General features: G+C 72.6%; 13 protein-coding genes. 10 read left to right on the top strand and 3 right to left on the bottom strand.

Annotation, left to right across the window (positions count from 1 at the left end; translation table 11 throughout):
- The first annotated feature begins 83 nt into the window (after window positions 1-83).
- The 4 genes from ACZ31C_RS26440 to dxs are packed head-to-tail and all read left to right on the top strand — an operon-like array spanning window position 84 to window position 6,099.
- Entirely contained in the window at window positions 84-2,159 is a 2,076-nt protein-coding gene (locus ACZ31C_RS26440) for an APC family permease (RefSeq protein WP_465797573.1), read from the top strand.
- On the top strand, window positions 2,156-3,487 hold the full coding sequence (locus ACZ31C_RS26445; protein WP_465797574.1) for a class I SAM-dependent RNA methyltransferase: 1,332 nt from the start codon (window positions 2,156-2,158) through the stop codon (window positions 3,485-3,487). Before ACZ31C_RS26440 ends, ACZ31C_RS26445 begins: the two co-directional genes overlap by 4 nt.
- 9 nt (window positions 3,488-3,496) lie before the next feature.
- Entirely contained in the window at window positions 3,497-4,126 is a 630-nt protein-coding gene (locus tag ACZ31C_RS26450; protein WP_465797575.1) for an anhydro-N-acetylmuramic acid kinase, read from the top strand.
- An 11-nt stretch (window positions 4,127-4,137) separates the two neighbouring features.
- Window positions 4,138-6,099, top strand: a complete 1,962-nt coding sequence (gene dxs, locus ACZ31C_RS26455) for a 1-deoxy-D-xylulose-5-phosphate synthase (protein WP_465797576.1) — start codon at window positions 4,138-4,140, stop codon at window positions 6,097-6,099.
- Between the two features lie 184 nt (window positions 6,100-6,283).
- Here dxs and ACZ31C_RS26460 read toward each other — a convergent pair whose 3' ends face one another.
- The gene (locus ACZ31C_RS26460; protein ID WP_465797577.1) at window positions 6,284-7,480 is read right to left on the bottom strand and encodes a hypothetical protein; all 1,197 of its coding nucleotides are present in this window, start codon (window positions 7,478-7,480) and stop codon (window positions 6,284-6,286) included.
- Window positions 7,481-7,892: 412 nt separating this feature from the next.
- Here ACZ31C_RS26460 and ACZ31C_RS26465 point away from each other — a divergent pair, with 412 nt between their 5' ends.
- On the top strand, window positions 7,893-9,803 hold the full coding sequence (locus ACZ31C_RS26465; RefSeq protein ID WP_465797689.1) for a DUF6311 domain-containing protein: 1,911 nt from the start codon (window positions 7,893-7,895) through the stop codon (window positions 9,801-9,803).
- Complete coding sequence (locus ACZ31C_RS26470; RefSeq protein ID WP_465797690.1) at window positions 9,803-11,605, top strand: DUF6311 domain-containing protein; 1,803 nt, start codon at window positions 9,803-9,805, stop codon at window positions 11,603-11,605. The genes ACZ31C_RS26465 and ACZ31C_RS26470 overlap by 1 nt, the downstream gene beginning before the upstream one ends.
- Window positions 11,606-11,691: 86 nt before the next feature.
- On the opposite strand, the gene ACZ31C_RS26475 is transcribed toward ACZ31C_RS26470, so the two are convergent.
- Window positions 11,692-12,273, bottom strand: coding sequence for a hypothetical protein (locus ACZ31C_RS26475; RefSeq protein ID WP_465797578.1), 582 nt, complete (start codon window positions 12,271-12,273; stop codon window positions 11,692-11,694).
- Window positions 12,274-12,415: 142 nt separating this feature from the next.
- On the bottom strand, window positions 12,416-14,269 hold the full coding sequence (locus ACZ31C_RS26480) for a hypothetical protein (RefSeq protein WP_465797579.1): 1,854 nt from the start codon (window positions 14,267-14,269) through the stop codon (window positions 12,416-12,418).
- A 79-nt stretch (window positions 14,270-14,348) separates the two neighbouring features.
- Between ACZ31C_RS26480 and ACZ31C_RS26485 the strand changes: the two genes are divergently transcribed.
- The 4 genes from ACZ31C_RS26485 to ACZ31C_RS26500 all read left to right on the top strand — a co-directional run bounded on the left by ACZ31C_RS26485 (window position 14,349) and on the right by ACZ31C_RS26500 (window position 18,116).
- A complete protein-coding gene (locus tag ACZ31C_RS26485; protein ID WP_465797580.1) occupies window positions 14,349-15,650 on the top strand; it encodes an outer membrane protein assembly factor BamB family protein in 1,302 nt (433 codons plus the stop codon).
- A 79-nt stretch (window positions 15,651-15,729) separates the two neighbouring features.
- A complete protein-coding gene (locus ACZ31C_RS26490) occupies window positions 15,730-16,398 on the top strand; it encodes a response regulator transcription factor (protein WP_396744997.1) in 669 nt (222 codons plus the stop codon).
- The gene (locus tag ACZ31C_RS26495; RefSeq protein ID WP_396744994.1) at window positions 16,395-17,594 is read left to right on the top strand and encodes a sensor histidine kinase; all 1,200 of its coding nucleotides are present in this window, start codon (window positions 16,395-16,397) and stop codon (window positions 17,592-17,594) included. Before ACZ31C_RS26490 ends, ACZ31C_RS26495 begins: the two co-directional genes overlap by 4 nt.
- A gap of 126 nt (window positions 17,595-17,720) precedes the next feature.
- Window positions 17,721-18,116, top strand: a complete 396-nt coding sequence (locus ACZ31C_RS26500) for a VOC family protein (RefSeq protein WP_465797581.1) — start codon at window positions 17,721-17,723, stop codon at window positions 18,114-18,116.
- Window positions 18,117-18,119 lie beyond the last annotated feature (3 nt).

Genomic DNA, 18,119 nt, shown 5'->3' on the forward strand with positions numbered 1-18,119 from the left:
GGACCGACGGTACTCCGGCCTCGGGAGCGGCTGCGGGCGACCACCGCGCGTCCCGGGCGACAGCGGTCGTACGCTTGGCGGTTGTGGCCCGATCCACCTCCCTGTTGAAGCGGCTGCTCGTCGGTCGACCGTTCCGGTCCGACCGCCTCAAGCACACCCTCCTACCGAAGCGCATCGCCCTGCCCGTCTTCGCCTCGGACGCGCTGTCCAGCGTGGCGTACGCGCCGGACGAGATCCTTCTGATGCTCTCCATCGCGGGGGCCTCGGCCTTCGTGTTCTCGCCGTGGGTGGCCCTCGGCGTCGTCGTGGTGATGCTGACCGTGGTGGCCAGCTACCGGCAGAACGTGCACGCCTACCCCTCGGGCGGCGGCGACTACGAGGTGGCCACGGTCAACCTCGGCCGACGGGCCGGGGTCGGGGTGGCCAGCGCCCTGCTGGTCGACTACGTGCTGACGGTCGCCGTGTCGGTCTCCTCCGGGGTGGCCAACCTCGGCTCGGTGATCCCCTTCGTGGCGACCCACAAGGTGCTGATCGCGGTCTGCGCGGTGGTCCTGCTCACCGCGGTCAACCTGCGGGGACTCAAGGAGGCGGGCAGCGCGTTCGCCATCCCCACGTACGGCTTCATGATCGTCATCATCGGCATGATCCTCACCGGGCTGGTCCGGATCGTGGTGCTCGGTGAGGACCTGCGCGCACCCAGCGCCGACCTGGTGATCGCCGCCGAGTGGCACGACACCACCGGCTGGGCGATGGCGTTCCTGCTGCTGCGGAGCTTCTCCTCCGGGTGCGCCGCGCTCACCGGCGTCGAGGCGATCTCCAACGGCGTACCGGCGTTCAAGGCGCCCAAGAGCCGCAACGCCGCCACCACGCTGCTGATGCTCGGCCTGGTCGCGGTGACCATGCTGGTCGGCATCGTCTGGCTGGCCCGGCTCACCGGGTTGCAGTTCGTCGAGGACCCGGGCCACCAGATCGTCGGGGGCCCGGACGGGTACGTGCAGAAGACCGTCACCGCGCAGCTCGCCGAGACCATCTTCGGATCCGGTTCGATCCTGCTGTTCCTGGTGGTCGGGGTGACCGCCACGATCCTCTTCGTGGCCGCGAACACCGCATTCACCGGCTTCCCGGTGCTCGGCTCGATCCTGGCCCAGGACCGCTACCTGCCCCGGCAACTGCACACCCGGGGCGACCGGCTGGCCTTCTCCAACGGCATCCTGTTCCTGGCCGCCTTCGCGATCGTGCTGATCGTCGGCTTCCAGGCCGAGGTGACCAAGCTCATCCAGCTCTACATCGTCGGGGTCTTCGTCTCGTTCACGCTCTCCCAGGCCGGCATGATCCGGCACTGGAACCGGCTGCTGCGCACCGAACGCGATCCCCGGGTGCGGTCCCGGATGGTCCGTTCCCGGGCGATCAACACCTTCGGCATGGCGATGACCGGAACGGTGCTGGTCATCGTGCTGATCACCAAGTTCCTGCTGGGCGCCTGGATCGCGATCGTCGCGATGGGCGTGATCTATCTGCTGATGCTGGCCATCCGCCGGCACTACGACCGGGTCGCGGTCGAACTGACCCCGGACGACGGTCGCCCGGTGCTGCCCGCCCGTAACCACGCGATCGTGCTGGTCAGCAAACTGCACCAGCCGACCCTGCGGGCGGTCGCGTACGCGCAGGCCACCCGGCCGGACACGCTGACCGCGGTGACCGTCAACGTGGACGACACCGACACCCGGCAGTTGCAGGCGGACTGGGAGCGGAGGGAGGTGCCGATCCCGCTGACCGTGATCGACTCGCCGTACCGGGAGATCACCCGGCCGATCCTGAACTACGTGGCGGGGGTCCGCCGCGAGTCACCGCGCGACGTGGTCACGGTCTTCATCCCCGAGTACGTGGTCGGCCGCTGGTGGGAGAACCTGTTGCACAACCAGAGCGCGCTGCGGCTCAAGGGCCGCCTGCTCTTCGAACCGGGAGTGATGGTGACCAGTGTGCCGTGGCAGCTCGCCTCGACCGCCGGCAAGGACCTGGACCGGATGGACGCCACGCTGAGCCGGGGACCGGCCCGGGGGCCCCGGGTGACGCCGCGCAGCACGCTGCCGCCGCACGTCCCGCCGGCCGGCTCGGTGGCGTCCCGCGACGGCGAGACGCCGGGCGGTGAGCCGCGATGACCGGGTCGACGCCGCACACCCCCGCCGCAGGGCGGGACGACACCGCTGACGGGCCGACCGACGGTGGCCCCACCGGCGGCGGTCCGGTCGGCGGCGGGCTGGAGGAGGCCCAGCGGGTCGAGCTGACCGTCGCGGCGGTCGCCCCCGGTGGCCACTGCGTGGCCCGGGTCGACGGGCAGGTGGTCTTCGTCCGGCACGCGCTGCCCGGCGAACGGGTGGTGGCCGAGGTGACCGAGGTGCACCGGGGATTCGTCCGGGCCGACGCGGTGACCGTGCTGGAGCCCGCCGCGCAGCGGGTCACCCCGCCCTGCCCGTACGCCCGGCCGGGCCAGTGCGGCGGGTGCGACCTGCAACACGTCTCCCCGCAGGCCCAACTCGACTGGAAGACCACGGTCGTCCGCGAGCAACTCGTCCGAATCGGCGGCCTCGACGAGGCCGCCTGCGACGCGCTGGGCGTCCGGGTCGAGGCGCTACCCGGCGGGTCGCTGGGCTGGCGCTCCCGCGTCCGCTACGCGGTCGACGCGGCGGGCCGGGCCGGGCTGCTCAAACACCGCTCGCACGAGGTGGTGCCGATCGACCGCTGCCTGATCGCCCACCCGGCCGTGCAGGACCTGCCGGTGCTGACCTCCGCCGGTACGCGGTGGCCGGACGACGAGGCAGTGGAGACGGTCGCGTCCACCGGCGGGGACGTGACGGTGACCGCCGTCGCGGCCGGGCGTACCCGGATCGTCAGCGGCCCGGAGCGGGTGCGCGAGCGGGCCGCGGGCCGGGAGTGGGCGCTGCCCGCCTCGTCCTTCTGGCAGGTGCACCCGGCGGCGGCGGACACGCTTGTCGACGCGGTGCGGGAACTGACCGACCCACAGCCGGGCGAGACCGCCTGGGACCTCTACGGCGGGGCCGGACTCTTCGCCGCCGCGCTGGCCGAACGGGTCGGCGAGTCGGGCCGGGTCACGCTGGTCGAGGCGGCCGGCGACGGCGTCACGGCGGCCCGGGAGAACCTGCGCGACCTGCCCCGGGTGGAGGTGGTGGCGGCCCGGGTGGAGACCGCGCTGGCCCGCCGCCGGATCACCGGGCCGGTCGACGTGGTGGTGCTCGATCCGCCCCGCTCGGGCGCCGGTGCCCGGGTGGTGCGCGACGTGGTCGCCGCCGGGCCGCGTGCCGTCGCCTACGTGGCCTGCGACCCGGCCGCGTTCGCCCGGGACCTGCGTGTCTTCACCGGGCTGGGCTGGCGGTTGGCGGCGCTGCGCGGCTACGACCTCTTCCCGATGACCCAGCACGTGGAGCTGGTCGGGCTGCTGGTCCCCGACCTCGCCGGGCAGACCACCTAGCCTGGGCCGGTGAAGATCGTCGGGCTGATGTCGGGGACCTCCTACGACGGGGTGGACGTGGCGGTGGCCGAGTTCACCGTCGAGGGCGACACGCTGTGGCTGCGGCCGCTCGGACACCGGGGACTGGCCTACGACGACGCGTTGCGCGCCGCGATCGGGGCGGTGCTGCCGCCGGGCACGACCACGATCGCCGACGTGTGCCGGCTGGACAACCGGTTGGGCGAGGTGTTCGCCGAGGCGGCGGCCGTCGGCCTGGAGCTGGCCGGGGGCGGCGTCGACGTGGTGGTGTCGCCGGGGCAGACGGTCTTCCACTGGGTGACGTCGGCTCGCCGAACTCGGCGCCGGGCGTCGGCTGCGTACCACCGACGAGCTGGGCGTCCCGGCGCAGGCCAAGGAGGCGTACGCCTTCGCGCTGCTGGGGTGGCTGTCCTGGCACGGGCTGCCGGGAGCGCTGCCCTCGGTGACCGGGGCGGACCGGGCCACCGTGCTCGGCTCCTGGACGCCGGCCGGTCCGCCGGCCCGGTCCGCCACCGCGCCGGCCGGGGTGCTGCCGCCACGCCGACTACGGGTGCGGGCCTGACCTGGCGGTCAGGGTGGGGGCGCGGTGACCCGGGCTGCGAGGTGTGCGAGGGCCGATAGACTCTGCGGTCATGAGTGTTGAAGAGGACACGGCCAACCAGGGCCGGCTGCTGGCCACGGTGCACGGTCCCCAGGACGTCAAGCGGATGTCCGCCAGCGAACTGGACATTCTCAGCGCCGAGATCCGTGACTTCCTGGTCGCCAAGGTGTCCCGCACCGGGGGTCACATCGGCCCCAACCTGGGCGTGGTGGAGCTCACCCTCGCCATGCACCGGGTCTTCGACTCTCCCCGGGACCGGCTGCTGTTCGACACCGGTCACCAGGCGTACGTTCACAAGATCATTACCGGCCGCCAGGAGGGCTTCGACCAGCTGCGTCAGCGCGGCGGGCTCTCCGGCTACCCGAGCCGGGCCGAGAGCGACCACGACATCATCGAGAACTCGCACGCCTCCACCGCCCTGTCGTACGCCGACGGCCTGGCCAAGGCGTACGCGCTGCGGGGCGAGGCGCGCAGCGTGGTCGCCGTGGTCGGCGACGGGGCGCTGACCGGTGGTATGTGCTGGGAGGCGCTGAACAACATCGCCGCCGCCGGCAACCCGCTGGTGATCGTGGTCAACGACAACGGGCGCTCGTACGCGCCGACCATCGGCGGCCTCGCCGACCACCTCTCGACGCTGCGGCTGAACCCGGGCTACGAGAAGGTCCTCGACACGGTCAAGGACGCCCTCGGCTCGACGCCGCTGGTCGGCAAGCCGATGTACGAGGTGCTGCACGCGGTCAAGAAGGGCATCAAGGACGCCGTCGCGCCGCAGGCGATGTTCGAGGACCTCGGCATCAAGTACGTCGGCCCGGTCGACGGGCACGACGTGGCCGCCGTCGAGACCGCGCTGCGCGCCGCGAAGAACTTCGGCGGCCCGGTGATCGTGCACGCGGTCACCCGCAAGGGCTACGGCTACCGCCCCGCCGAGGAGGACGAGGCGGACTGCCTGCACGGCCCGGGCGGCGCGTTCGACGTGGAGACCGGCCAGCTGGTGGCCGCACCGTCGGTGAAGTGGACCCACGTCTTCGCTGACGAGCTGGTCGCGATCGCCGACGAGCGGCCCGACGTGGTGGGCATCACCGCCGCGATGGCCGAGCCCACCGGCATCGCGAAGCTGGCCCGCAAGTACCCCGAGCGCACCTATGACGTGGGCATCGCCGAGCAGCACGCCGCCACCTCGGCGGCCGGCCTGGCGCTCGGCGGGCTGCACCCGGTCGTGGCGGTCTACGCGACCTTCCTCAACCGGGCCTTCGACCAGGTCCTGCTGGACGTGGCGATGCACAAGCTGCCGGTCACCTTCGTGCTGGACCGGGCCGGCATCACCGGCCCGGACGGGCCGAGCCACTACGGCATCTGGGACATGTCGGTCTTCGGGGTGGTGCCGGGCCTGCGAATGGCGGCTCCCCGGGACGCCGCCACGCTGCGTGAGGAGCTGCGCGAGGCGGTCGCCGTCGACGACGGCCCGACCGTGCTGCGCTACCCGTCCGGTGCGGTCGCCGCCGACCTGCCCGCGATCCGCCGGATCGGCACGGTCGACGTACTGGCCGAGTCGGCGCGTACCGACGTGCTGCTCGTCGCGGTGGGTGCCTTCGGCCAGCTCGGCATGGAGGTCGCCGCCCGGGTCGCCGAGCAGGGCTACGGCGTCACCGTGGTGGATCCGCGCTGGGTGCGTCCGGTCCCGGCCGAGCTGGTCGAGCTGGCCGCCGGGCACCGCCTGGTGGTCACCGTCGAGGACGGCGTGCGGCTGGGCGGCGTCGGGGACGCGCTCGCCCAGGCCATGCGGGACGCGGGCGTCCAGGTGCCGCTGCGCGACCTGGGCGTACCGGCCGACTGGCACCCGCACGGCACCCGCGCGCAGATCCTGGCCGACCTCGGCCTGACCGCGCAGGACGTGGCGCGCGACGTCACCGGCTGGATCTCCCGCCTGGAGACCACCCCGGTCGACCCGGCCCGCCTGACCTCTGAGAGCACCCCCACCCCCTCCGCCAACTGACCCGTTCCGCGCCTCTCGCGCTCGGCCCTCAGGACGGCCCGTGGGCGACACCACCCGCACACTGCCCCGGTACCGGCAGTGTGCGGGTGGTGCCTCACGCCGCCGATCATGGAGCTGTGGTCGGCGCGGCGTCGATCATGGAGCTGGGGAGGGCGGCTGGTCAGGAGGGCGCGGGCCCGTGGGGTCAGCGGCGGTGGCCGGCGGAGCGGTAGTGCGTCTTGTCGTCGGCGGCGAGGCTGAAGGTCTCGCTGCGCTCCGGCAGCGGCGCCACCACCAGGCCGGGACGGTCGAGCAGGCGGGTCGTGTCCGGCGGCACCGACAGCGTGGTGTCCTTGGTGGCACGCCAGCTCAGCACGACCAGCGGCTGACCGGGCACCGGCAGCTCGTAGACCTGCAACGGGGTGGTGCGGTCGGCGGGGGAGAGCACCGTCGGGCCGCCGTCCGCCGGTCGATAGACCAGCGCGGTCATCGTGCCGTCGGCGGTGTCCCAGCTGAGTTGCTCCAGCTCCGCCGGTTCACCGCCGTTGAGCGCCAACTCGCCGAGGGTCCGCACGGCGACCTTCGACTTCGGCCAGGACGCCGGCACCGAATCCGGGGTGTCCCGGTCGCCGACCCGCCGGGTGACGCTGCCGAACGGGCCGTCCTCGTCGGCCAGTGCGCAGGTGTCCAGGTCGGCCAGGGCCCGTCGGCCCGCGCCGCTGTCGTCGCGGACCAGCGGATACCGGGGGTTCGCGGTGCCGGTGCCGAGATCCAGCAACCGGTCGGCGGCGCGTCCCCGGGGCAGCGACTCGGTGGAGCGCAGCGTGGCGGTCACCGGCACGGCCTCGCACTGCGGCACGTCGACCGGGTCGGTCAGGCCGTCGGTGGCCGGAACGGCACGGCCGTTCGGGCCGACCAGCCGCCGGACCCGCTCCGAGGTGAGGTAGCGCCGCCCCTCGGCGGTCTGCACCGGCAGCACGTCGGAGTAGACGAGATAGCCCGGGTCGGTGTACTCGGTGGCCTGGCTGACCTCGTACCCGCCGTCACCGCCGCCGAGCTGGAGCAACCAGGACGCGGCCTGGCCGGGCACGGACGCGGCCACCAGGGCCAGCGGGGCACCGTCGACCTCGCCGGAGAAGAGGATGCCGGAGGAGGGTACGTGCACCCGGTCGTCGATCGGTGAACGCCACTCACGGACCGCCTCGGTCACCGCGGCGGTGGCCGCCGCGTCCTCGACCAGCGAGCCGCGAGGCGGCCACACCGTCAGTGACCCGTCCATGCTGTCGTAGCCGACCCGGAGGTCCTGCGGCCGACGCTCGGCGACCGGTCCGCAGGCGGTGACGGCGAGCAGCAGACTGGACAGGCCGGTGGCGGTCAAGCCGCGCCAGCGGGCTGGAGCCACCTGTCACGCCCCCGATCACATCGGCCGTCGTTTCGCTGGGCAATAGTACGAGACGCAGGGTCGTCGGCTCGCGCCGCCTCACGCTGCGTCGCCCGGGCGGTACACCGGCCACAGGGGACGCCGCGTCGACTTGGGAGCTATTTCCCCACTCGGGTAGACTCCGCCGACTGTGACGCCTGCTGAGACCCGCGCCGCATCGCCGCCGAAACCCGACGTCGTCGCAGGCTCGCCGTCCGAACCCGTCACGCTGGGTGAGGGTACGCGCGACTCCGCGCCGACGGTCGACACCACGGACGCTTCCGTGGGCAACGGAACCTCCACCGCCGACGCGGCACCTCCCGATCCGGCTGCGCCTGCCGACCCCGTGGCACCCGATGTCAGCTCCACTGTGGAGGCCGGCACGACTGCACCGGTGATCGACGACACACCGGTCGCCGACTCCCCGCCCGAGTCCGGGACCACGCCGGCGGTCGACGCACCGGCCGACTCCGGGACCAGGTCGGAGCCCGACGCGTCGACCGAGGACGCGGACCCGCCGACGGGTGCCGCAGCGGCGGGCTCGGTGCCGTCGCGGTGGCGGCGCTTCCGCTGGACCCGCCGCCGACAGGACCTCGCCGTCTTCGGTGGATTCCTGCTCACCGCGATCTGGGTGACCAGCCAGATCTGGATGGACCCGGCCGGTCGGGTGGCCTCGCTCTACAGCAGTGACCCGGCACAGGTGCAGTTCTTCCTCGCCCACTCGGTGCGAGTGGTGCTGCACGGGGAGTTCCCGTTCTTCACCGAGCAGTTCAACTACCCGGACGGCGTCAACCTGATGGCCAACACGGCCATCCTGGCGCTGGGCATTCCGATGGTGCCGGTGACCCTGCTGTTCGGGCCCGCCGTGACCTTCGTGGTGCTGGTCACGCTCGCTCTCGCCGGCACCGCCTCGGCCTGGTACTACGTGCTGTCCCGGCACGTGGTCAGCTACCCGCTGGCCGCGATCGTCGGCGGCTGGCTCTGCGGATTCTCCCCGGCGATGCTGTCGCACGCCAGTTGGCATCCCAACATCATCAGCCAGTTCCTGCTGCCGTTCATCGTGTGGCGGGTCATGGTCATCACCCGATCCACCCGTCCGTACCGGGACGGTGCGCTGCTGGCCCTGCTGGTCACCGTGCAGGCGTTCATCAACGAGGAGATCCTGCTCTTCACCGCGATGGGCTGCGGCATCTTCCTGATCGCGATGGTCGTCCAGCGTCCCGGACTCTGGTCGGCGGCCTGGCGTCCGCTGGGCAAGGCGGTGGCCACCTGCACGGTCATCGCCGGTGCGCTGCTGGCGTACCCGCTCTACATCCAGTTCGCCGGGCCGATGGCGTACCACGGGCTCAGCGACGCGGTCCGCGACTACGGCAACGACATCGCCGCGTACTTCGCCCCGGGCTCCCCGACCATCGGCGGCAACCAGCGGGCCAACGTGAACCTGGCCCCGAACTACTCGGAGGAGAACGCCTTCTTCGGGTGGAGCCTGGCCCTGATCGCGGTCGGGATCGTGCTCTGGCTGCGGCGGGAACTGCTGGTCCGGGCGCTGGCCGCGACCGCCGGGTTCTACGTGATCCTCTCCCTCGGTGAGCGCATCACCTGGTGGGACCGGGAGCTGATGGTCGGCCCGTGGGAGTGGCTGGTCCGGCTGCCGTTGCTCGACGCGGTGGTGCCGACCCGGTTCGGCATGATCGTCAGCGTGGTGGTGGCGATCCTGCTGGCGCTGGCCATCGAGCGCAGCCGCACCCTGGACCTGGACCGGCGGGTGGTGCGTACGCTGACCGTGGCCGGTCTGGTGCTCGCCCTGCTGCCGATCGCCCCGATGCCGCTGCCGATGACCTCCCGGCCGCCGGTGCCCGACTTCATCACCTCGGACCGCTGGCGCGCCTACGTCGGGCCGGACCAGACGCTGGTCCCCATCCCGGTGCCGAGCATGGGCAACACCCACGGGATGCGCTGGGCCGCCTCCACCAACCTCGACTTCAAGATGCCCGGCGGCTACTTCCTGGCCCCGCGCAACGCCACCACCGGTGACCCGGGCCGCTTCAACGGGCGACCCAGTGGCGTCGGGAAGATGCTGGAGGAGGTCGCCACGACCGGCCGTACGCCGGAACTGGACGACCGCCAGCGGCGGCGCTCGCTGGACGAGCTGCGGCACTGGAAGGCGGCCGTGCTGGTGCTGCCGCTGCGCCAGCCGCACTCGGAGCCGCTGCGGCAGACCGTCGAGCAGTTGGTCGGCCCGGCCCGGCAGGAGTTGGACGTCTGGGTGTGGGACGTACGGCCGTTGACCGCTCCGCCGGGCTGATGGCCGTCGGCGCGGCCGACCGTACCGCCGAGGTGGCGTCGCGCCGTCGCCGGTGGCTGCCCGCGCGTACCCCGGACGTGGCGGTGCCGGTCGGCTACCTCGCGCTGGCGGCGTGGCTGACCCACCGCCAGTGGGGTCGCCCGGACCGGCTGTTCCACCAGGCCGGTGACCAGATCCTCTTCGAGTGGATGCTGGCCCGCGCGGCCCGTGCCGTGGCCGCGCTGGAGAACCCGCTGTGGAGCGACGCGTTGAACGCGCCCGGCGGGGTGAACCTGATGGCGAACACCTCGGTGCTCGGCCTCGGTGTCCCCCTGGCCCCGGTCACGCTGCTGTTCGGGTCGCAGGCCGCCTTCGGCGTCGCGGTGGTGCTCTGCCTCGCCGGCACCGCCACCGCCTGGTACGCCCTGCTGCGCCGCCGGCTGGTCGACTCCTGGCCGGCCGCCGCCGTCGGTGGGCTGATCTGCGGCTTCGCGCCCGGCATGGTCGCCCAGGCCGGTACGCACCTGCACATGGCCGCCCAGTTCCTGGTGCCGCTGATTCTGGCGCTGGTGTTCTGCCCCGAGCCGGGCGGCCGGGTGTGGCGGCACGGGGTGCTGCTCGGGCTGGTCGTGACGTACCAGGTCTTCCTCGGCGAGGAGGTGCTGCTCTTCGTGGCGCTGGCCGCCGGCGTGCTCGCCCTCGCATACGCGATCGCCGATCCGTCGGCCGCCCGTCGGCTCGCCCCGTCCACGGCCGGGCGGATCGGGGTCGGCGCGCTGGTGGCGGGAGTGCTGCTGGCGTACCCGCTGTGGTTCCAGTTCTTCGGCCCGGGCCACTACCGGGGGATGCCGTTCCACGCGTTCAGCTACCAGTTGGACGCGGCGTCGTTCACCGGGTTCGCCCGGCAGACGGTGTTCGGCGAGGACCGGCCGCCCGGCCTGCTCGCGCCAAACCCGACCGAGGAGAACTCGTTCTTCGGCGTCGGGCTGCTGGTGCTGGCCGTGGTGGTCACGGTCTGGCTCCGGCGTCGGCCGCTGGTCCGCGCGCTGGCCGCCTGCGGTCTGGTGTTCGCCCTGCTCTCCCTCGGTCCCCGGGTACGCCTCGACGGGCGGGCCACCGACCTGCCCGGCCCGTACCGGCTGATCGCCGAGCTGCCGTTGCTCGACCACGTGGTGCCCGCCCGGTTCGCGCTGGTCTGCGCCCCGGTGCTGGGCGTCCTGGTCGCGCTCGCGGTGGACCTGTGGAATCGGCGCACGGCCGTCGACTCCGCGCCCGCCCGAGGCCGGTGGCACCGGCCGCTCCGCCTTGTCGGGCCCGCCGCGTTGGCCGTCGCCCTGCTGCCGCTGGCGCCGACCCCGATCCGTACCGTGTCGAGTCGGCCGGTGCCGGCGTTCGTCGCCGACGGCACCTGGCGGGCGTACGTGCCGGCGGGCCGGACGCTGGTGCCGGTGCCGCCGGTGACCAACGCCGGTCGTAGCCCGGGCATGCTCTGGTCGGCCCGGACGGACCTGGCCTTCACCGCGCCGGGCGGCTTCTTCATCGGCCCGCACGCCCCGGACGACCCGACGGCCCGGTGGGGTGCCCCGGATCGGCCCACCTCGGTGCTGTTGCGGCGGGTGGCGGAAACCGGCGTGGTGCCACCGATCACCGAGACGGAGCGCCGGCAGGCGGTGGTGGACCTGCGGCACTGGCGGGCGGCCGTGGTCGTGCAGGGCGGGCTGCACCACGGCGACCCGATGCGGCACACCCTGGAGGCCCTGCTCGGCCCGCCTCGGGAGATCGACGGCGCGCTGATCTGGGACGTCCGCCCGCTGGTCGGCTGAGTCGGTGCTGGTGTCGGTGTCGGTGTTGGTGTTGGTGAAAGGAAGGGTCCCCTGCTAACGCCTGAGGTATAGCAGGGGACCCTTCTTCACACTTCGGCAGCGGCGAGGAACGCCGTCGCGTCGCGTGCGCTGCGCCATGCCGAGACGCCGGCCGCCGTCAGGGTTCCGACGAAGATCGCGGCGAGCAGGATGAAGCCCGGCGCCCACTGGAAGAACGCCTGACCGACCTGCATCAGGGCCAGGCCGGACAGGGGCAGGAGAAACATCAGTCCGTCGGTCATCTGTTCGGCGACCTGCGGTAGTAGTGGTCGGTCCTCGTCACGTGTCGGGATACGGCCCCGCACCTGGCGCACCAAGTTGTGGCGGCGCGACCAGCTCTCCGCCCAGAGCCGGGAACCGACGTTGCGGCGGTAGTACCCGTTGCGGGCCAACCACCAGAAGCCGGCGACTGCGATGGCCACCCCGCCGAGGCTGAGGACGGCACCGACGACCGTTGCCCAGCCGGGCGCCTCACCATCCCAGAACGTCGCACTGCCGTCGAAGAAGCCGGTGGCGGCGATGCCGCCGCCCACCAGAGCGCCGACCACCATCGCCGCCACCATCACCAGTAGGAAACGACGGCGACCCCGCCGCGCCTGCGATTCGATGGTGTTGTCGTCCTGCGTCATCGTGTACCCCCGTCCACTCCGGACGGTCCCTACCCGTGCGCTGCCGGCGCACAAACCTGCGGCGTCGCCGGGGCGCTGATGTTAGGAAGGGTCCCCTGCTATGCACGAGGCGTTAGCAGGGGACCCTTCCTTACACACATCCTCAGACTCGGTCGCGGACGTCCCAGAGCCAGACGTCGTCCACCCGCTGCGGCTCACCCAGCAGGCCGGTCAGCAGGTCCCGCAACACGGCCTCCCGAGGGTGGGCGCCGAGCACCACCACCGAGGCCCGCCAGAAGCGCAGGTCCTCGACTGCCTGCTGGCGGTTCTCATCGGTCAGCTCGGGCACCTCACCGGCGTCCATGGTGCGGTAGACGAGGGTGCTGGTGGGCCGGTTCGGCGCACCGAAGACGCCCTCGCCGTCCAGGTTGGGGCCGATGAAGTAGCCCGCCGGGATCGGGAACTCGTGCTGGGTCAGGGCGCTCCAGCGCAACGTGGACAGTCCGTGCACGTTGCTCGGGATGGGCACCGGCACCAGCGTCCGGCCCTCCGGCACGTACGGCCGCCAGCCGCCGGAGGTGATGAAGGTCGGCGGCGGGGCGACCTCCTCGGCCGGCAGCGGGGTGGGGATCAACGGCAGCACGGCCAGCGAGATGGCCGCGTACCCGACGCCGCGCTGCCACCGCGGCCGGGAGCGGGTGGTGGCGGGTGCGGGTTCGCCGGAGCGGGGTGCCGGCACCGGCGAGCGGCGGTTGCCGGCCACCGCGTCCCAGGCCAGGGCGAGCAGGACACCGAGCGCGGCGGTGGTGACCAGGGTCAGCCGGGTCGGCATCATCATCTCGACCAGCGGCACGTCCTCCGAGATGTACGACCACGGGCCGGCGATGCCGGTCAGTTCGCCGTTGAACCGGATCTCCGGGCCGAGCGAGGCCACCGAGAAGAGCACCACCAGCACGGCGAGGATGCGGGCCACCAGCGACCGGCGTACCAGCAGCGCCAGCGCCACCACCGTGAACAGCACCATCGGCCAGCCGAACCAACTGTTCTGCTCGGTCATCCCGATGGTCGCCTCCACCGCCTCGTTGCCGGCGATGGTGTCGCGGGGGAAGGTGACGAAGGCGACGACGTCCTCGCCCCAACTGTGGAACACCCCACCCTGCAGGCCCCGGTAGGACTGCGGGCCGTTGAACTGGAACCAGATCGGGTAGGCGGTGAGCAGCAGGGCGACGCCGCCGCCGAGGCCCAGCCCGGCGCCGAAGGTACCGGCGCGCTCCCGCGCCTGGCGCGGCCGCATGATCGCGTACGCGATCACGATGACCAGGCAGGCCAGCGCGGTGAGCAGCAGCATCTCCTCGTTGATGAAGATCTGGTACGCCACCAGCAGGCCCAGCACCAGCCCGTTGCGTCGCCACCGGCCGGGCTCGCTCAGCCGGAACACCCGCACCACGATCAGCGGTAGCAGGAAGTTGGAGACGAAGTTCGGCTGGCCGTTGGCGTGGTGCACGATGCCGGGGGCGAAGCCGAGGAACGCGCCGCCGACGAAGGCGGCGGCCCGGGAGCGCACCAGGTGCCGGGACAGCATCCAGTACGAGGTGGCGGCGGTGGCCGCCAGCGCACCGCCCAGGTAGAGCGCGTACACCACCTGCGGACCGAGCAGCCAGGTGAGCGGGGCCAGCGGCAGGGTCACCCCGAGTAGCGAGGTGTTGGCCATCATGTTCACCCCGTCCGGGGCGTTCTGCCGCGTACTGAACAGCGGGTTCTCCAGGTGCATCACCGAGTACGCACCGTGCGAGAACAGCCACTCGAACCAACTGTGGTCGGTGGGCAGATGTGACGAGACGCGGTTCTGCACGTCCACCCAGTAGTAGAGGCAGACGACGACGCCGAGCAGGACGTAGGCTCCGATGGCCAACACGTCGGCGCGCGTCGGCCCGCGTCGGCGACGTCTTGTCGCTGACTCCGCCTCGACGGTCTCGGGGACGGGGTTCAACGAGGAATCAATCACCGGCACAGCCACGACGGGCCATCGTACAGGCGGTCGCCGGGGCAGCCGACGGCCGTGAGGGCCGCGTCGGCGCGCCGCAGGAAGGACGACCGTGACGTTGATCGACCTCGGTGACCTCACCGAGCCGACCGACCACCCGCCGCGACGCCGCCGGATCGCCGCCGGCTCGCGCCGCTTCGGGGCCGCGCTGCTCGCGGTGGTCGTGCTGGTCTCGATGGCCGGCGCCGCGCCGCCGACCCGCCGGGTGTACGCGACGGTGCCGGTGCCACTCGGTGCCAACCTGCTCCTCACGGCGGACCAGATCTTCGCCGTCATTCCGGGCACCGAGGTCACCGACGGCCACCCCGAACTGCTCGCCTTCCCCTATCCCGAGAAGGCCACCGGTACGCCGCCGACGCTCGCGCCGTCCTGGCGGACCCGACTGTCGCTCGGCCATCGGGTCTTCCGGGTGCAGCCCGTCGCCGACGACGGGGTGCTGGTCTCGATGTCCGCCGAGGAGACCGAGACCAGCCAGAGCGTGCTGCTCGACGCCCGTACCGGTCAGGAACGCTGGCGCGAGCCGGGCGTGGCGATGTTCGACGACCCCCGCCGCGCACTGCTGCGGACCCATCGCGAGAGCACGCCGAACACGTTGCGGATGATCGAGCTGCCGAGCGCCCGCGAGCTGTGGTCCATTCCGCTCTCGGCGTCCAGCGTCGACTACCGGCTGCGCGACGGTGTGGTCGACGCGATCGTGGTGTCCACACTCGACGGCGGTGTGGAGGTGCGCGACCCGGAGACCGGGAAGGTCCGGCACCGCCTGACGCCGCCCGCCGACGACCCGGCCGGTTACCAGTCGGCGTGGGTGGTCGGCGACCTGGTGGCGGTGGTCCGGAACTCGAACACCGTCGCCGCCTACACCGTCGACGGGCTGACCCCGCTCTGGCAGACCACCGTGCCGACGGTCTATCACGTCACCGCCTGCGCCGCACTGCTCTGCGCCTTTCCGGCCAGCGGTGGGGTGCAGGTCCTCGACCCGGCCACCGGCGCGTCCCGGTGGGACAACCGGGACGTCGCCGACCTCCTGCTGGTGGGGGACCGGCGCGCGCTGGTCCTGTCCGGGTGGGCCGAGGGGACGATGGAGCTGGCCACCTTCGACATGACGACCGGGGCGGTGCTCGTCGACCACGGGTCGTGGGAGCAGGTCCACCGTTACGAGTACGCGCCGCACCTGCTCGCCGTGCGACCGGCGCGCGACGTCGGCCTGGTGCTGGCCCGACTCCAACCGGACGAGGACCGGGCCCGGCCGATCGACGTCCTGGCCGGGGCGCGTGGCGAATGCCAGGCCCGCTACGACCTCGTGGTCTGCCGTCGGCAGGACGGCGACTTCGGCGCCTGGCGAGTTCCGGGGTGACACCCGGCCGGTGGCGGCACACCGACTTGGCGACCGGCGCTAGGTTGTCGGGTGGTCACCGGCGGAAAAGGGGCGTGACATGCGGGTACTGGTGGTCGAGGACGAGCGCAACCTCGCGGACGCGATCGCGCGCGGCCTGCGCAAACGCGGCATGGCGGTGGATGTCGCGTACGACGGTGACAGCGGGCACGAGATGGCCTTCGTCACCCGGTACGACGTGGTGGTGCTCGACCGTGACCTGCCCGGCATGCACGGTGACCAGATCTGCGCCGAGTTGGCCGGGTCCGGCGCGCTGACCCGGGTGCTGATGCTCACCGCCAGCGGCACGGTCGCCGACCGGGTCGAGGGCCTGCAACTCGGCGCCGACGACTACCTGCCCAAGCCGTTCGCCTTCGACGAGCTGGTGGCCCGGGTGCAGGCGCTCGGCCGGCGGGCCACCCCGGCGGCACCACCGGTGCTGGAACTGGCCGATCTGGTCGTCGACCCGGCCCGGCGGGTGGCCACCCGGGCCGGGCAGCCGGTGGAGCTGACCAACAAGGAGTTCGGGGTGCTCTGCGAGCTGCTCAAGGCGCGCGGGGCGGTGGTGTCCAGCGAGGAACTGCTGGAGCGGGTATGGGACGCCAACACCGACCCGTTCACCACCATCGTCCGGGTCACCGTGATGACACTGCGCCGCAAGCTCGGCGATCCGCCGCTGATCGAGACCGTGGTGGGGGCCGGTTACCGCACCGCCGAGGTGCCGGCGTGACGCCCGCCCTGGGGCTCGGGCCGGTCACGCGGCTGCGACCGCGGCCCACCCTGCGGCTGCGGCTCACCCTGCTCAACGGCGTCCTGCTGATCGGCGCCGGGGCGATCCTGCTGTTGCTGGCCTGGCTGCTGGTCCGCGACGCGCTGCGTCCCACCGACGAGCTGCTGCCCGGCACCACCGTGGTGCTGGCCGACGGCAGCACCCTGGAGGCCGGGGCGTGGCAGCAGCAACTGGTCAGCTCGGCCTCCGGCGAACTGCTGGCGAAGGGGCTGGCCGCGCTGCTGGCGGTCGGCGCGGCCGGCGTGGTCGGGGCGTACGCGGTCGCCGGGCGGGCACTGCGGCCGCTGCACCAGGTCACCGCCACCGCGCGGCGACTCGGCGAGACCACCCTGCACCAGCGGATCGGCTACTCCGGGGCGGACGACGAGGTGGCCGAGCTGGCCGACACCTTCGACGCGATGCTGGACCGGATCGGGGCCGCCTTCGAGTCGCAGAAGCGGTTCGTCGCCAACGCCTCACACGAGTTACGCACGCCGCTGGCGGTGATGCGGACCGAGATCGACGTGACGCTCAGTGACGACGACGCGGACGCGGCCGAGTACCGCCGGATGGCGACCGTGGTCCGTGACGCCTCCGAACGGGCCAACGGACTGGTCGACGCCCTGCTGGTGCTGGCCCGCAGCGAGGCGCAGACGGGTCGGCGGCTCGCCCGGCGTACCGAGTGCGACCTGGCCGCCGGCACACTTAACGCGCTGTCTGCGGTCCGCCGCGAGGTGGAACGGATCAAGCTGGACGTGCGGACCTCGCTCCAGCCGGCGCCGGTGGTCGGCGACCCCGGGCTGCTGGACCGGTTGGCCGGCAACCTGATCGAGAACGCGGTCCGCTACAACCACCTGCACGGGCGGCTCTGGGTGCGGACCGGCTCCGACGGCCAACGGTCGTGGCTGGTGGTGGGGAACACCGGCTTCGAGGTCGACCCGGCCGACGTACCCGGGCTGTTCGAGCCGTTCCGGCGCGGCGGCCGGGAGCGGACCGGCGCCCGTGGGTCCGGCCTCGGCCTCTCCATCGTGCGGGCGGTCTGCGACGCGCACGGCGGCACGGTGACGGCGGTGGCGCAGCCCGGGGGCGGCCTGGAGGTGACGGTCAACCTGCCGGCGGCCGACTCCGCACCGACCGTGGAGCAGGGCACGCGCTGACCCGGAGCACTGGTGTGGCCGTGCCGGGGTGTGTGAGCAGGGGTCCCCTACTAACGCCTCGTGCATAGCAGGGGACCCCTGCTTACACCGCCGATAATCGCTTGATCCCGGTGAGAGGTTGGGGTCATGACTTCCCGAGTGCGTTGGATCGACGTCGACTGTGCCGACCCGTACACCATGGCGACCTTCTGGGCGGCGGTCACCGGGCTGCGGCCCGACCCGGACGACCGGCCGGGGGACGAGGAGTGCGCGTTGCTGTCCGGTCCGGACATCGCCGGCGGCGGGATGCTCTTCCAGCGGGTGCCCGAGGGCAAGACCGTGAAGAACCGCATCCACCTGGACCTCCAACCGACCGACCGGAGCCGGGACGAGGAGGTGGAACGCCTGCTCGGCCTGGGTGCCACGACGGTCGACGACCGCCGTCGGCCGGACGGCACGGGATGGGTGGTGCTGGCCGACCCGGAGGGCAACGAGTTCTGCGTGGAACGCAGCGTGGCGGAACACTCCCTGACGGACGGGTGATCG

Source organism: Micromonospora sp. NPDC023869 (genome assembly GCF_055559695.1).

Excerpts from the sequence above, each read along its gene's own strand:
- ACZ31C_RS26445 (WP_465797574.1), top strand. The coding sequence starts at position 2,156 with ATGACCGGGTCGACGCCGCACACCCCCGCCGCAGGGCGGGACGACACC.
- ACZ31C_RS26500 (WP_465797581.1), top strand. The coding sequence starts at position 17,721 with ATGACTTCCCGAGTGCGTTGGATCGACGTCGACTGTGCCGACCCGTAC.
- ACZ31C_RS26490 (WP_396744997.1), top strand. The coding sequence starts at position 15,730 with ATGCGGGTACTGGTGGTCGAGGACGAGCGCAACCTCGCGGACGCGATC.
- ACZ31C_RS26470 (WP_465797690.1), top strand. The coding sequence starts at position 9,803 with ATGGCCGTCGGCGCGGCCGACCGTACCGCCGAGGTGGCGTCGCGCCGT.
- dxs (WP_465797576.1), top strand. The coding sequence starts at position 4,138 with ATGAGTGTTGAAGAGGACACGGCCAACCAGGGCCGGCTGCTGGCCACG.
- ACZ31C_RS26475 (WP_465797578.1), bottom strand. The coding sequence starts at position 12,273 with ATGACGCAGGACGACAACACCATCGAATCGCAGGCGCGGCGGGGTCGC.